The sequence below is a fragment of the Xenorhabdus griffiniae genome (genome assembly GCF_037265215.1).
GTDB classification, from domain to species: Bacteria; Pseudomonadota; Gammaproteobacteria; order Enterobacterales; family Enterobacteriaceae; genus Xenorhabdus; species Xenorhabdus griffiniae.
In genome coordinates, this window is sequence record NZ_CP147737.1 from 1,305,572 (window position 1) to 1,321,809 (window position 16,238).

Annotated in this window: 13 protein-coding genes and 2 pseudogenes; 9 read left to right on the top strand and 6 right to left on the bottom strand. The window is 42.9% G+C overall.

All coding sequences use genetic code 11. The features are described 5' to 3' along the window. Window position 1: 1 nt before the first annotated feature. From WDV75_RS05860 to WDV75_RS05900, 9 genes are all read left to right on the top strand, one after another. Complete coding sequence (locus tag WDV75_RS05860; RefSeq protein WP_273571222.1) at window positions 2-586, top strand: hypothetical protein; 585 nt, start codon at window positions 2-4, stop codon at window positions 584-586. After that, complete coding sequence (locus WDV75_RS05865; RefSeq protein ID WP_273571220.1) at window positions 583-1,416, top strand: DUF692 family multinuclear iron-containing protein; 834 nt, start codon at window positions 583-585, stop codon at window positions 1,414-1,416. Before WDV75_RS05860 ends, WDV75_RS05865 begins: the two co-directional genes overlap by 4 nt. A 54-nt stretch (window positions 1,417-1,470) precedes the next feature. Continuing rightward, window positions 1,471-4,503: a carbamoyltransferase C-terminal domain-containing protein gene (locus WDV75_RS05870; protein ID WP_273571218.1), complete on the top strand. Its 3,033-nt coding sequence runs from the start codon at window positions 1,471-1,473 to the stop codon at window positions 4,501-4,503. After that, entirely contained in the window at window positions 4,484-5,638 is a 1,155-nt protein-coding gene (locus tag WDV75_RS05875; protein WP_167383268.1) for a YcaO-like family protein, read from the top strand. Before WDV75_RS05870 ends, WDV75_RS05875 begins: the two co-directional genes overlap by 20 nt. 3 nt (window positions 5,639-5,641) lie before the next feature. Further along, window positions 5,642-6,307: a TfuA-like protein gene (locus tag WDV75_RS05880; protein WP_273571215.1), complete on the top strand. Its 666-nt coding sequence runs from the start codon at window positions 5,642-5,644 to the stop codon at window positions 6,305-6,307. Between the two features lie 6 nt (window positions 6,308-6,313). Beyond that, a complete protein-coding gene (locus WDV75_RS05885) occupies window positions 6,314-7,648 on the top strand; it encodes an MFS transporter (RefSeq protein ID WP_273571213.1) in 1,335 nt (444 codons plus the stop codon). Window positions 7,649-7,833: 185 nt separating this feature from the next. Further along, window positions 7,834-8,394 (top strand): GNAT family N-acetyltransferase, encoded by a 561-nt coding sequence (locus tag WDV75_RS05890; protein WP_273571211.1) that lies wholly within the window; start codon window positions 7,834-7,836, stop codon window positions 8,392-8,394. A gap of 82 nt (window positions 8,395-8,476) precedes the next feature. Continuing rightward, window positions 8,477-9,100, top strand: a complete 624-nt coding sequence (locus WDV75_RS05895) for a DUF6445 family protein (protein ID WP_273571209.1) — start codon at window positions 8,477-8,479, stop codon at window positions 9,098-9,100. Window positions 9,101-10,421: 1,321 nt separating this feature from the next. Next, window positions 10,422-10,694 carry a helix-turn-helix domain-containing protein gene (locus WDV75_RS05900; RefSeq protein WP_143707543.1) on the top strand — a complete coding sequence of 91 codons (273 nt, stop codon included), beginning with the start codon at window positions 10,422-10,424 and terminating at the stop codon, window positions 10,692-10,694. Window positions 10,695-11,328: 634 nt separating this feature from the next. Here the strand turns inward: WDV75_RS05900 and WDV75_RS05905 are convergent. From WDV75_RS05905 to WDV75_RS05930, 6 genes and pseudogenes are all read right to left on the bottom strand, one after another. Continuing rightward, on the bottom strand, window positions 11,329-12,357 hold the full coding sequence (locus tag WDV75_RS05905; protein WP_338861199.1) for a site-specific integrase: 1,029 nt from the start codon (window positions 12,355-12,357) through the stop codon (window positions 11,329-11,331). A gap of 79 nt (window positions 12,358-12,436) precedes the next feature. Beyond that, window positions 12,437-13,468 carry a TraI domain-containing protein gene (locus WDV75_RS05910; RefSeq protein ID WP_273572324.1) on the bottom strand — a complete coding sequence of 344 codons (1,032 nt, stop codon included), beginning with the start codon at window positions 13,466-13,468 and terminating at the stop codon, window positions 12,437-12,439. A 227-nt stretch (window positions 13,469-13,695) separates the two neighbouring features. Then, window positions 13,696-14,385, bottom strand: a complete 690-nt coding sequence (locus WDV75_RS05915) for an N-6 DNA methylase (RefSeq protein ID WP_273572325.1) — start codon at window positions 14,383-14,385, stop codon at window positions 13,696-13,698. A gap of 121 nt (window positions 14,386-14,506) precedes the next feature. Beyond that, a pseudogene (locus WDV75_RS05920) lies at window positions 14,507-15,304 on the bottom strand (DUF1281 domain-containing protein); the annotation flags it as partial. Beyond that, a pseudogene (locus WDV75_RS05925) lies at window positions 15,303-15,830 on the bottom strand (DUF1281 domain-containing protein); the annotation flags it as partial. The pseudogenes WDV75_RS05925 and WDV75_RS05920, both read right to left, overlap by 2 nt. A 90-nt stretch (window positions 15,831-15,920) precedes the next feature. Beyond that, window positions 15,921-16,226: a TA system toxin CbtA family protein gene (locus tag WDV75_RS05930; RefSeq protein ID WP_273572343.1), complete on the bottom strand. Its 306-nt coding sequence runs from the start codon at window positions 16,224-16,226 to the stop codon at window positions 15,921-15,923. Window positions 16,227-16,238 lie beyond the last annotated feature (12 nt).

A 16,238-nucleotide genomic window follows, 5' to 3' on the forward strand; every position in this document is an offset into this window, starting at 1 on the left:
AATGGATGCTAAGTTATTACAAAAAGCCTACGTATCACTACTATATAGTGATCATTGTTGTATTACAGGTGCGGAAAAAGAGTATCATTATATCCATTCTACAATGGATCACGACAGACTGGTAGTTGAGCGGGCTGCTCGTCGCAGAAATTTACGTACAGTACTTTATGCAGATATGCATTTTTCTCCACGCTTTTTTAGTAAGGATTTTTTCCTTAAGCTTGTAAATTTATATTGTGATTCGGATAGTTTCTGGAATTGGAATAGTAGAACATTGATTGAAAGCTTTTGCTATTTTGTTTATACAAATGCAGATTTGATGGAAGAAGAAAAAATTCCTTTTCTTATTGATGGTATTTATTCTGGCATTTCTACCGGAATGACAAACTCACCATGGAGTTCTACAATTTCCAGAAATAATGAAAAATCCATAACAGAAGAAATTAACTGTGATCGTTATTTTACTCTATCTAAATTAGATACAATAAACTCTCTCAAGGAAATAATTTTTAAAAATAAATTAGCTAAGCTTCGCTTTCATAACGAAAGTGGCAAAGTGGCATTATCCTGTCGGGAGGTTGTATGAATGCACGAGTAGGGTTAGGAATTGATTATACACATAATTATGGTTATGACTTAACTAAATTATTACAATTAGCGCAAAACGGAATTAGTCATTTATCTGTCGTGGCCATACCTAATGAGGATGTTGCACAAGCTTTTCGTAATAAATATCCTCAATATCCTATCATTCATCATTTTTCTGGAATGGAGCCAGCAGGTATTGATGGATTACGCTCTGATGTGCTTGTAAGGCAAAATGCCATTAGTGAGACTCTCCAGGCATACTGGTGTCTGGAAGATATCGGTATCTGGAATATTGGCCCTTACAACTTACCTTATTTTGCTGCGCCAGTACTTTGTGAATCCGTTCTTTCTATGGCAATTGAAGGTGTGAAAACGATTCAGTCTGTTTCCAGTATTCCTTTTTCTGCGGAAATACCTTCTTTCAGCATTGTTGCAGGAGAAATGGCTTTAGGTGAGTTTTTCCATCGGCTAGTTGATGCGACAGACTGTAATATTGTTTTAGACATCAGCCACGTATTTTCATATGCCATTTATTGTGATCTACAGCCACCGGATGTATTAGCTAGCCTTCCATTGACCTCAGTGAACGAAATTCATATTGCTGGGGGGAGTGTACACCCAAACCATTCATGGAGATACCGTGATACACACTCAGAACCAATTGTTGATAGTGTTTTCCCACTGTTGGAACAGGCACTAGCTCAGTGCCCAAATCTGAAAGCTGTGACATATGAGTTAGGGGTGGGAATTACTCCAATTGTGATCCGTACAGATTTACAGAATATTGAAGATATTTGTCAACGAATGGCGTTTATCCCTTCATTCTGAATAAACAAACAGAGCTGATAATCAGGTTGTTGCAAATTTAAAGGTAATGAGTATATGGAAAATGATAAAACATCTATTCTTCTTATCGATAGTGCTAAAAAAAATCAGTTATCCAAGCTTAATGACGTTTCTCAACAGAATAATTTACATAATCATACCGCTAAAATCGCTAATATTTTATCACAAATACCTTTTCCATGGACAACACAAGTCTCTCTGGATTTAATATCAGCCAGCTACTTGGATGCGTTTGAGCAAGGATATTCAGAGTTGCGCACTCATATATATGAGCGTTTTGGCATCTGCCCTATAGAAGCACATGCATACTCTCTGCCAGAGAATGAATATATTACAGATATTCATACCTCATTATCTACATTCCATGATAAAGCACTAGCTCCTTATGTTTTGGCTTCTGTAGGCCATGATTTTGGTCGCCAGCGTTTTCCTGGGTCATGCAGTGAAACTATTGGCGTAGGATTATTATGCCATAATGGCAGTATTCCAGGTATGACGCCTTTAGGATGGGGTAATATCGAGTTTTTGGTCAAAGAATGTGACTATTCCACCTACGACGAACAAGGGGCACTAACCACAACAAAAGGTACCTCTGCGGCAGTAGTCTATCTCGCCAGTCTGGCTGGAAAACTTCATTCGTGGCTAAAAAGAAATCAAATGGTCTATGATCGCCATGCTTTACATGCAGCCATGATTTGCATGAGCCAAGCATTTCAAGGTAGATATCTTTTTGATGATGTATCAGAGCAAAAATGTATGCCTCAAACATGGAGTATTCCTTTGAAGCGTTCGAAGGAAGCAGAAATACTGCTTACGCTTACTCCAAACACATCCGTCAGAAACAATCAAATTGCATTGGTCGTTTCTTATCAAGCGTCCATTGCCAGACAAACACGCCTGACAACCGTAGTCAATGGTCAAGAAATTGTAGGGCAAAGAGGTACATTATTAATACCAGCTCATTTGCTTGAAAAATCCCCCCTTAATATTACAGTATACGCTGTAGGACGTCTCGATCATGTGACAGTGGCATGTCAGAACACACTGGTAATGAAATGTATTAGCTCGCAACTACTTGTCGCGCCTGACGATGAAATTATTGTTGGTATCTCTGCAAGTCACGATGCTTCTGCTTGTGTGATGATTAACGGAAAAATTCGTTATGGAATTCAGCTTGAGCGTTTAACCCGTGTCAAACACGATGGAAGCCAATCCCTCAATACTACTTTAGCTGTAGATTATTGTCTGAATGCCGCTGGTTTAATGCGGGAAGATGTAAGCTGTTTTGCCTATAATATTCAATCAGTGACTCCGGAGTATATCGGGCTAAATCAGCCTGTTTGTAGTACAGATTTTTCGTTGTTTGATCCCTTCTCTCCAGAGGCTATAGTTGTTAGCCATCATCTGTGTCACGCATTTGCCGCTTGGTCGGGGTCAAAGTTTTCCAGAGGAAATGTAGTGGTAGCGGATGGTTCCGGAGGTAGTGTCGTAGGACAAAATGATTTACTCATCTCTGGGCAAGAGTTTTCTGAGTATTTAAATGCTGGACTTAAAGAGTATAAACCGGAATTGCATGTAGTTTCTCATTATACCTTTTGTGAAAATGGATATACGCTGCTAGCCCGTGAATACAGCCCATCATTTAATATTCGAACTGGAAGTCGCTCATTGGGTGAGGCTTATGCCTCTGTGAGCCAACTTGTTTTTAATTCTTGGCACGCTTCTGGAAAATTAATGGGGCTTGCACCTTATGGTATACCAAAATTTGCTGAGGAGATTGCGATTGAAAGCCCGCAGGGTATTTCTTTTGGTTATACTTGGAAGCAAAAATTTAGCAAGAAAACACTTAACGTGATGGATTACGCAGATCTGGCCGCTTCGGTACAACTCGTTCTGGAAAAAGGGATTTTTTCTCGCTTAGAGCATTACCACATAACTAATAATGAACCTCTTGTCATGACAGGAGGTGTTGCTCTAAATTCTGTAGTGAACTATAAGGTGCGTCAGAACTTTCAATTACGTGATTTCTATTTATTCCCAGCTCAACATGATGCTGGTATTTCTATCGGTGCCGCTAATGCTGCTTATTATAAAAGGCATAACCGAATTCTTAGTGATGCTTTTAATCACGATTATCTGGGAAAAGTTTACAGATATGAAGATATTTCCAGAGCCCTTAACTTATTTGCTGATAGGGTAATAGTGAAACCTATTGATACTGTTACACTAGCCGAACGGTTACATGCGGGACAGATCATTGGTTACTACTCCTGTACTAAAGGGTCTGAATTTGGTCCACGTGCGTTGGGTGCCCGTTCAATACTAGCTAGCCCTTGCTCGATGGATACATGGAAATTCATCAATCGCTGGGTGAAGTTCCGTGAGGATTTTCGTCCTTTTGCGCCGATGGTTGCTACTGAGCACCTAGGTCGTTATTTCGAAGGTGAAGGTGACTATAAATATATGCTTGAAGTGCTGCCAGTTCGTCCTGAATACCGGGAGCAACTTGCCGCTATCACGCATATAGATGGTTCAGCACGTGTACAAACAGTGTCTGTCAATGATAATGAAGAAATCCATGCTTTGCTCTCCGCATTTGGCAAACTTTCTGGATTTCCCGTTTTACTGAATACATCGTTTAATGTTCGTGGAAAACCTATCGTAGAACGGGCAGAACAGGCAATCGAAATGTTGCTTTCCACCCATATTGATGCGGTGGTATTCGGTGACTATATAGTCGAACTATTCGCTCCATCGTTTACTCCAGAAGTAGTTCCAGGATTGTTATGTTTGAGCCCTGGTTGTAGCTTAAAAAGCAGTCTAGAGAAAAATCAACTGCGTCATATAATAAGCCACGAATACCAAGATAATAATCAAATTATTACTGCCTCGCTATATCAGGCTCTTTTACTATTAGTGAAGCAAATGTCTCTGGCGGATACCCAAGCTGTATATGATGAGTTAAGCCCTGAGCTAAGGAAAGCAGTGATGCACTATGTTCGATTGAAATTTCTTAATATTGCACGTGATTTTACTGAGGAATTTGAGTGTGACGATCTCCATCACTGAATTAGGGTTTCGCCGTTACTCTACCCGAGAGGCACTGAAATTAATTTTACCATTACGTAAGAAACTGGGAATCTCGCGCTTAGCTTCTGTTGGTGAATTTGTGGATATTGCTGGCATCAGTATAGTAAATGCAGTTCGTACTACATTGAAAAAAGGACAAATATCAACCACCCAAGGAAAAGGGCGAAATCTATATACAGCCACCTGTAGCGCATTAATGGAGGCCTATGAACGCCACTGTGCTTGTTGGTGTGATGATCTGATTGTTCACCAAAATACGCATTATTATGACCGTCTCATACAGCGGCAACTGGGATTTGATCCAGAGTATGATATCAAAGACTGGATACCAGGATACGAGTTGCAAACTGGAAAAGAAATTTTATTACCTGCTGTAGAAGTACAGTTTCCTTATCATGGTTCGGATGCTCAACGGGTAAATATACACGCTCACACCTCGGGACTGGCGTGTGGTGGCACCTTAGAAGAAGCGATCTGTTTTGCTATATTAGAATCCTTTGAACGCAATATTACATCCCGATTTTACCAAAACTGTTTATCGAGTATTTGTGCAGATATTATAGATCCTGAAAGCATCAATTATCCGTCGACAAAAGCTTTATGGCAATCGTTATCTGACAAAGGGTATGAAAGTTTCGCCTTACGTATCCACGGTACGATACCGACTTATTATGTAGCTTTATACGATCCAACCAATATGGGACCAAAATTTATGGTTGCCGGTTCCGCCTCTGGATTTACTGAAACACTAGCTCTGGATGCTGCACTAATGGAAGCAGTTCAGGGGCTAGTAGTCTGTTTACAGGCTTCACGAGAAGATTTAAGCCGTCAGCAGAAAAAGTATGATGATAAGAACTTCTTTAATCATTCACGTTTCTACGTACTGCGCGAATTATTTCGCAAGCATTATAAAATGGTGAATATATCGACTGAGCAGAATGTCCCGATAGCACTGGCTTCTGCTACCGAGTTTTTAATCCAAAAGCTAGCGGAGGAAGGAAAGGAACAGATTTATATCACGGATTTATCTCTGCCCGATGTACCTTTTCATACGGTAAAAGCTATTATTCCAGGGCTATTTGATTGGCATGTTAATCCGGGAAGGAGGAAATAAATCGTGCTATTTGCTCGTAAACAAAAACCAGTTGTATTTGGTGGTTCTTCCTTACCCTGTGATCAGCGTTATGACGCAATAATTGAATTTCGCCCACCAATCCAGACAGGAGATTTACTGGAGCTGTCAGGAAGTGGTCGGCCGGTTCTGATTACAGATGGCCTTTTTGGTAGCAATATGTCGATTACTGTAGTGGAGTGCTTAAATTTTATCAACGCAGGAGGAATACTACTCGGTAGTTCCAGCATGGGAGCATTGCGCGCTGCAGACTGCTACATTCAAGGAATGGTAGGAATAGGGCAAATATTTCAGGGATATCTATTCGGGTATTATCACTCAGATGCAGATGTGGCTCTGCGATATCACACGGATAATTATCAGGAAATCACGCTCTCTTATGTGCATATAGAATATATTGCTTGCTATCTGATGGCAGAAGGGCAGATAAGTTCACTACAAAAACGTCAGATGATGGCTTTGGTACGACAAATCATTTGGTACGAGCGCTACATTGATCGGGTGATTGATGCCATGCTTAAGATTGCTCCACATTTAGATATAGCGCAGCTGCGTTCTTTATTTAAAAACGACACTATGCACCCTAAAAAACAAGATGCCAGATTAGCAATAGATTATTTAGTGAAATTTTATTTGGCCAAATGTGAGTAATAAGAAATGAAAAATCAAAATTGGTTAAAAAACATTGGTTATTTAGATAGCATATCGCGTGCAATGCAATCAACATCAAATCAAATTAGTCATTTATTAGTAGGAAGCTTAGGTGGTATGTTTGGTACAGCGGTTTCATTACGTGTTTCTATTGCATTCTATTCATCTCTCTTCCTTGAAGTCCCTTCTGGATTGCTGGCTGATAGATTAGGTCATTTTAAAACAGTTGCTTTAGGGAACTGGTTTAATGCTATTGCCCTGCTTGTATTGTACTGGTCACTCGCAACGGCAGATAATATCGATAATCAAATTACATTACTTATTATCAGTTCTTTTTTAAGTGCCATCGCGATGTCTTTGATTTCTGGTGCTTATCAAGCAATGTTACAGGATTTGATTGATTATCAAATCATTAAACATGGTGAAGAACGCACTCTACGTACAAAAGCACTTCTGCTTTCTCAACGATATGGTAAAGAAATTGTTTCTATCGTTCCTGTTCTTTTTTTATTGCTATTATTAGTGCTTTACCGGACTATAGGACATGCTGAAATTATATTATTTATTCCAACTATAATGTTTATTGGTTTAGGAATATGGCTATGGTGTTTTCCTCAGTTGAATGGTATGCATGAAAATCTCGGAAAGCAGAACGCTCACATCAGGCGTAAAAGTACATTACGTCACTTTATTGTATATATGCGTGAATTATCACATACTCAATGTTTGATTTTTTTGAAACTTTCTATAGTAATAATTCTTCTAAATTTCTCTATGATTCATGTTCACACTTATCTCATGATTTCTGAATTCAGAGAATACAATATAATGCAGGTTGAAAGAGCTTATCTAATTCTTTTGTTTTTGTTTATTATATCATTTGATGTAGCTCATTATATTAAAGGTGTGATAGTTCCACGTGTAGCCGCAAAGTTCTCAGATAATACGATGATTATGATTTCTTTCGTCAGTTTGATGATACTCTCAGGATTTTGTTATCTTCTTTATCTTTATTTCAATGGCATTTTAGCATTAATTTTGTATATTTTGTTTTTTAGAACGACCGTGACTATTGGTCAAGACGTGGCGATCAGTAATTTTCTTGCCCGCTTACCTGAGGAAATCCGAGCTTTTTCTTTGAGTCTCGCAACAGGTACTGTAATTATATTATATGGTGCTTATTCTGTCTATTTAACCTTTGCTGGTATTGGTGCAGAGCCTGCACCATATATCTTGTTAGAAATAGCAGTGATTGCACTGATAGGAGGACTTTTGACGTTCTATATAAAAATCACCCCACAAATAGATACTGAAAACCCTGCTTTGCAATCAAGAAATTAGCTATAATTTTTGACTATGTTTCAACTAATTTATAGAGTATGACAATAGCCTGTTCTTTATCGCCTTTAATATTTAAGTATATATTTTGTCTTGAGGAACTATTTTATTATGACTATTTATTTTACTAATTAATTTTACATAACTCTAGTAACCATCCTTAATTACGCAATTAATAGGAAAGTATTATGCATAAAAGTAATTATATTACATCATTTAGTACCAAACAAATGGATGTTCACTACATCAATGAAGAAATGGCTAATGCCTTTCAGAAATATTTGGTGAATAATAAAGATAGATTAGCACCATTTGAGCCATTAAGGACTTGCGAATATTACGAATTAAATGAAGTGAAAAAGCGTATTCGATCAACTGTGAATCTGCAAGAGGAAAATAAAGGAGTTTCACTTGTATTTACTCTAAAAAATTCATCAGATATAGTTGGAAATATCAATTTTACTAATTTCGTTTTTGGGGTTTTTCAAGCATGCCACCTTGGTTTCTCAATTGATACTGATTTTGAGGGTAAAGGTGTGATGCGTGAAGTTTTAACTGAATCATTAAAACATATCAGAAATAAATATCAACTACATCGCGTAATGGCTAATCACCTTACAACTAATGATAGATGTGCTCATTTATTACAACGAGTTGGATTTATTAAAGAAGGTTATGCCAAATCATATCTTAAGATAAATGGAGTATGGCAAGATCATGTATTGAATTCTTTTGTATTTGAAGATTAATTATAATTATTTTTTCAATGTAAAAATCACACATGTTGGTTTTCCCAAAGCAATTAGTATTTCTTAATTTTGGAGTGATATAATGTTAAAATCACAAAGTATCATTGTAATCGATGATTTTTATGATAATCCCATTGAGATCAGAAAGCATGCACTTTCACTTGATTATAAACAAAAAAATGGAGCTACGTATCCAGGAATGGAGGCTACATCTGAACGAAATTGGGATGTAGTTAGAAATACTCTCATGTCATACATAAATGAAGATGTCAGTGCCCCCTGTCCTAAGTCGGATGGATTTGCACAGGGAAAATTTCGTATTGCTGTTGCAAATGATAATAAAAAACGTCTAGATAATGTCCATGTAGACCAACAGAAATATTCAGGAATTATATATCTAACACCTAACATTCTTTGTCAAGGAGGGGTTGCTTTTTATAAACATAAAAAAACAGGAGAGGTTTTTTTTAATAAAACTGTAATTCAAAGTAAAGGATTTCCTACCGTTGGCGATGATTTTCATAAGAGAGTTCTTTCGTACTTTAAGGATGATAATAATTGGGATAAAATTGGTGAAATTCCAATGCGATTTAATCGCGCTGTAATTATTATGGCCAGAGTGTTTCATGGATCCACTGGAATTTTTGGTGACTCTATGGAAACTGGTAGATTAACTCAACATTTCGAATTTTATACCTATGACTAATAAATATTAGTTTTATTGAATTTTTTCATCATGAAAATATAATCAAGCTATCGATGCTAATTTAATAAAAATGGTGTGTAGTGGAATGATAATCTTGAAAGACCAAAAGTCTGTTAAGATTATTAACAAAAGCTAAGTCATTTTCATCAAAAAATAATGGTGCTTTTTCCACTCCCCATCATTGAACAAAGATTTGACCCCGCTCGATTCAATCGATAAAGTATTTAATTGTTATCAATGATCCATAGCCTGCAAGGATCAGCATTAAGCGGCGAAACAAAACTCCCGTAGCCTGAAAGGGAGAGCAAAATTTGCGGTACATCTGCACACTTTTGGAAGCAGATATCGTCGAAAAAATAACCCAGTGTATCGATGATGAAAGTTTCCCGGTTTCTTTATGCACCGGCTTATCACACACGTTGAGCAGTCCCCCCTGCCACGTTCGCTATAACAATTTTACTCTGTACGATTTTTATCCACACCTTGACTAACGTACAATAAACGTCCCGAAAACTTCGCGGCGTCACTTGCGTTAAAGCGAAGCGATTACCAAGTGACGCCGCCGGCGGCCAACGTCCAGAGCACGTCCGGTCTGGCTTTACTAACGATTTGAACCCCGTTTTACTCAGTGTCACCACTTTTCATTGGCATTTTTCTGCCTTAATTCACTTATTTCGTTTTTTTCACCCACTGCCTTGCAACAGGCCGATGCAGTAAAGAAAGGAGATATCACACGTCACGAATAATGAGGCGTTCATCCTGATTGAATCAGGCGCTGAACGGGGAGTAAACCATCGCCGTGCCTAGCATGCACGTAGCGAACTCCTGCAAAAACTCAACACAATGCTCTCTCTGCTACACATTATCTGACGCACCACGGAACGGTGAACCTAACCGACACGCAGAGAATGTTTCGAAATGTATAAAAATAGCCTGAAAATCAAAGGGAAAATGCGGACAGCGAAACGATCACGAACCAGAATAAACAACAAAGATTGATTTAGCCGTCCGTATTCTCCCCTGAGTTTGTGCGCTCATGAGAGGAGTTATAGCCGTTACACTTAGCCGTTCAGTTATTGAGTAAGCTAAAACAATCAGTTAAAGTATTCCCGCCATTGGCAAAATCCGATGGTCGGGGATTCGCAACCCTGTAATGATCAACCCACTGGTAGGATGTTTCTGCCAGTGCGCCTGTGTTCGCCTTTTCTATGGCGGTTCAGGTGGGGGAGGCTTTGGCCTCGCCGGATTGGTTGATCTCCGGTATTGCGAACCCTGCTTGAATCGCCACCATCAATATTAATTAATGGAAGGGGTAGCAGGAATGAATAACAACAATGTTCAAAATGACTGGCATCAGGCCGATATTATTGCTGCATTACGTAAACGGGGTACAACCTTAGCGGCGGTTTCTCGTGAAGCAGGACTTAGTTCATCTACACTGGCAAATGCATTCAGCAGACCGTGGCCGAAAGGCGAATGGATTATCGCAAATTACCTTGGCATCCATCCCTCAGAGATCTGGCCCAGCCGTTATTTCGATTCTCATACCGGAGAATTATTAGAAAGGAAAGCCCGCTCTAAGCCACAGGAATAACCTGCTGTAATTTGTGATCTATGTCGTAAAATGAACATTTTTTATCTTAAGCCCTGAGCGTAAAATGGCAGCCCAATTTGACCATTTTTAACCCTCACGGCTTTTTTGCTTTAAGATGATTTAAAAGCACATAGGTAGCGATATAAATAATAAAAATCAGTCAGATATAGAAGAAAAAGCAAACAAAAAAACTTAGGGGCATTAAAAGGGGCATAAAAGGAAGGCAAGGTTATAGACTTTGATTATTCAACAAGTTATAATGATTTTCGATTCCGCCTCCGGCACCAAGTTTCCATGCGGGTTTGTCCTAGGTTGTTAAATTTCCTGACAAAAGCGCGAAAAAGAATCAATCGTTAATTAAATGTTAAAGCCTAATCAGTTCAATTTGTACTGTTTAGTTGATAAGAACATTTAAGACAAGATGACAGGGTGGCTGTTTTATCAGTTGCCCTTTTCTTGTTTAAGGTAATGATTTCAGTAATTGATTCTGATGTCAAGTCAGGTGAAAACTTCACGACGGGATACCGGATCAGCATGAACGCTTTTTTCCATCCCATCACTGTTGATGCAGGGCAGCTCACGCTATCTCCTCCTTAATCCATCCTGCGATCTGCCCTGATTTTTTTAATCCGCTTTATTCCTTCTCACCGGCAGGCTCATCAGAACGATCGGTATACAACCCCAGCTCCCGCTCCAGTGTTTTCCCCGTCACTTCCATATCGAGATCAATGTATTCCATCGTGGTCGCGACATTACGATGCCCCAGTAATCTTTTCACCAACGGCAGGTTCCGATCCGGCGCTTTCATCAGCGTCGTTGCCACGGTATGGCGAAAACGGTGGGGCGAGACGGCAAAATCACACTCCCTGGACAGCCGACGAAAGAAAGAACGGAGCTGTTGTTTTTCCCGATTGATATCATATTGGTAACGGGAAAGCCGGCTGGGGTGCGGCACACTTAACCGGCTGAGATCGAAAATCGGATCGTGGCCTTCAGCACCGGCAGCCATCGCCCTTGCCACGAGTTGTGCCAGCCAGGGTTTGAGTTGCGGAATAATCGGTATCTCCCATTCGCTGTGGTTTTTACTGCCTTCCAGCCCCAGTTCAATATAATTGCTTTCCAGGTTAATATCCCGCAGCCGCAGGTGCAGTAACTGGTTCTGGCGCATCCCCGTAAAGCGCAATGTCGCCAGCACGGTTGACCAATACCAGGTTGGGTACAGGGCACACCGCCCTCCCCGTGGCATCACGTCGGTTCTTTCTTCTTCCGCAAACTTCCCCATCAACAGGTTAATACGGGTTATCTGCGACTGACTCAAAATCTTCTTCTTTTTCTTCTCTTTTTTAACCACCGCGTGGTTAAACGGGTTGTCGGTGTGGGGCAGCAATTTTTGCGCCATACCAAAATTAAAAATCGCCCGCAGGTGGGCTACCTTATTGTTCCAGGTATGGCTCGACTGCTTTTTTTCCACCAGAAGATGGCGCCGCCACCGCAACACATCCCGATGAGTGATCTGCGCCGGTGATGCCGCTTCCCCCATAAACCGGATAAAACCCCGTGTGACCTTACGATAACTCCATTCGGTATCCGGTCTCAGGATATGTGAAAAAAAGTACTCTTCTAATAGCGCTTCCCAACTGTGGGCTTCTGCTGTGTGCAACATATTATTTTTTCCTCGGCTCATCCTGCCGTTTCCTGTCCAAAAACAATTCGCGGCAATAAAATAAAAATAACTGTTTGAATTATTTATCTTTAAATGATGAATGCAGGTGACTGTCAGGGGCAATACTTTCTTTCTCCCGTTTTGACCGTTTGGTCAGTTTCGAGGCGGGGGGGTGACTTTTTCCCTGATTTTGCGGCGAAGACCCATCAGGTGACTGAAATAAGGATAATAATGTCAGGGTATCATCAGACACGGATGGCGGTGGGGTTGTGATTTCACTGACAGGCGGCGTGGATGTCGTTTCCGGTACCGGATTGTATTCGGAAGAGAACTCCGCCTCCTTCGCCGGAGATGAAAAAACTTCCTGTTTCCCCCGCAAAGGGGAATGAACCTGCCCGGCAGCGTCCTGAAGCAATGTATCTATCAGCGGAACAGTGGAGGGACGCCCATTGAGATGCTGCATCAGACAATGCCAGACTTCCGGTACGCTCACCAGCCACATCATGGCTTTTTCTGGTAACAAACAGGCAGCCAGCAACACTTCTTGTGGAACCGACGGTATGTTCTCCGGTGTGCGAAAACGGAAACGAAACGGTTTGTCGGGGATACCGATGCCCGGCTGCCAGACATGCCCGTCCTCCAGTTCCCCCTCAAGCTGCCGCAACAAGGGCAGGTGGTAAAACAACGCCGCCCAGAACACCACCGCCTGCCATAGCAAGCTCTGGGCCGCCTGCGTTTCCGGTGCCGCCCCCGGTGGTAACAGATGCCCCTTCGCCAGCCGCACGGCACAGGTGGTAAATTGCAGCGTCAGGTCGGCAAATCCCCCAGCCCCTGACCAGTCACCTTCCGGTGTGGCGGGTATTTGCTGGACACTGCCCAGCAATTGCTTCACCGGTGCAAGATAAAAACGCTGATACAGCCCTTCCGGCAAGGCACTGTTTTGCCATAATTGCTGAAGACACTGGCGGCGCAGGGGCGTTGCCAGTAACTCATCAGCCGATTGCGGCCGGAAATAGCCCCGGCTGTCACGAATGGCGGCCGGTTGTTGCTCGGGGGATTTTTGCAGTGTGGCAGACTGGCGGGCAAAATGCGATTTAAAACGCGCAAACATGGTCTTTCCTCTTTCCGTTCAAATTGGGCACAGTGTCGGTGGATCCCAATCGGAAACAAGGGAAAACTCTTTTTGCGGAAATGAAAATTAAACTGACCCGATTCATCCATGGATTCACTTATCGGATCACCTTAATTTTTACTATAAATCAATACATTAATATTACTTAAAAGTAAGAAAGCGCCCCGAAAGGCGCATGAGAACAATAGAATAGATACTGAAAAAATTCAGGCTGCCTGTGGCTGTTGATGCTCCCGTAAACGGTTCGACCAGTTACCCAGATAATGTGCCGGTGTATAGCGGGTTCGCTGACTGCCGCCATCATGCAGGGCATTGCCAATAGTGACGGCGGCCGGAATGTCGGTCAGGGCAAACTGGATGTAGGCCATCACCGCGGCCAGCGGATCAATATCAATCGCTGAGACCCACAGACTGCATAACGGATCATGCCCCTGCGCTCTCAGGACGTCGGCTGCGGCCAGCGTCATACAACCCGCCCCACAAGCCGGCTCGTACAGGGTGACAAAGGGTTTCTCCTGCAAGCGTGCAGCGACATCCTGCAACTGTATCTCCGCCATCATTCTGGCCACGCACCAGGGGGTAAAAAACTGGTTGAGGTCTTTATCACCCAATCCCAGCTGCATAAACACACTGCCCAGAAAATCACCGGGTTCCTGCGCCAGCCCCAGCACGGTACAGGAAAAGAGTTCTACAATCCGGTCAACATCCTCCCGTTCGTACTTGTTGATGGTTTTCAGGTAATACTGCTCCAGCTCCTCACAATAATGGTATTTATTGTGAATGGCGGCCATCGCACAATTGCAAAAATCCTGAAAAACCTGATAACGACGGTGGTCACGTGCCGTCTGGTTAAACAAAGAAATAAAGGCTTTCTGATAATCGGGTTGAGATGTCATCACCTGTTTTCCCTGAAGAACAAAAAGAGAAAAAGGAAAACACATCCCGAAAAAGGAAAATGTTTCCCCTTTCGGTTGAAGTGAAGATAAAAAATAAATTAATGATGGGTTAAATAACGCGTTACTGCCCAACGGCAATGGCCGGCACAGGCAGGTTCACCGCCCGCTTGTCATCGTTGACCAGATAAAGCGTAGGCCGGTTCTCCCGTCCTGACAGCCCGTTGCCACTGTCCACATGCTCGCCCTGGTCATAGCAATCGTAACCTTTGAGGCTTCCTGACGGTTCGCTGTACCCGTGGCGGATTTCACAGTCAAACACCGATGACAGCTCGCCCATCAGTTCGGCCGACGGGGGTGCCCAGGGAGAATCAAAGCGCACGGTCAGGCTGCTGACATGCCGGCGCTCCCAGCGGACATGGTGCCCCAACGGCCATTCCATACCGTATTGCGCGTCGTAAAACTGCGCCGGAGTCGCGATGCCTTTGAGCAAGCCACTGTTGCCGTTAATCTCGGTGGCAAGGCGGGTCGGCATTATCATCAGCATATCGCAGGGCTGCGCCGATCCCGGATAAACACTCAGTTTATCCCAGCACGCGCCGATATCGATAGTTTCAGACCAGCCCACCATGCCAAACCAGTCGGTATACTGGCGGGTCAGGAGACGGGTGATAATGTCACGCGCCGGCGCCGGTACGCTTTCCCAACGCAACAGGCTGAGACAGGACTGGCGGTACAGGTTATCTGTCCGTTTAATGTTGTCGCTGTTTAACGGCACATTATCCTGCAACAACTTAAGCCATTGTTCAAAAGCCAGGTTCTGTGCCGTCGGCGCCGCCGTGCCGTACACCAGTGCCGGGTAAGGCGCATAGGTTTGCGGTTTAGTCGGTTTCAGTATCCCCGCACAACCCGCCAGAAACAAGGCGGGTCGGCATTATCATCAGCATATCGCAGGGCTGCGCCGATCCCGGATAAACACTCAGTTTATCCCAGCACGCGCCGATATCGATAGTTTCAGACCAGCCCACCATGCCAAACCAGTCGGTATACTGGCGGGTCAGGAGACGGGTGATAATGTCACGCGCCGGCGCCGGTACGCTTTCCCAACGCAACAGGCTGAGACAGGACTGGCGGTACAGGTTATCTGTCCGTTTAATGTTGTCGCTGTTTAACGGCACATTATCCTGCAACAACTTAAGCCATTGTTCAAAAGCCAGGTTCTGTGCCGTCGGCGCCGCCGTGCCGTACACCAGTGCCGGGTAAGGCGCATAGGTTTGCGGTTTAGTCGGTTTCAGTATCCCCGCACAACCCGCCAGAAACAGCCGCAGGCTTTGCTGCACTGCCTGACGGTAACGGGGAGTTTCTTCCCCGCAGACCCATTGTTGCATTACGTCAATACACACCGACTTACCGGTGATGTCCAGTTGATTAGTATACCATTCTGCCATGGTCAGGTTCCTCATTGGATGAATCAGCATAAACCGGAGGAACCGCGCCATCAGGGCACCGCTCCCCCGATGGGTGATTGAAAAATGGATTTATTCGGGCTGTGACCCGGTGTCCTGACTGAGCAGCGTTTCGGTAATCCCGCAGTCGAAAATTGCCCTCAGCTCATCATGAATCCCCAGGTACGGTGTACTGCTCATACTCTGCGCATTCAGCCGGGTTAAATCGTATTTATCCACCAACGCGTTGATGGCTTCAAAGGGCTGGACGCCACTGGCCATCAGTTCAGCCACCGTGTCAGCATCACACAGGGCCGTATCATTCAGGTTCAGGCCAAAATGCCGTTTCAGCAGCGTGCCGGCAATGACCTGCCAGACGGTTAGACGTAAAGGTGCCATAGTAATATCTCC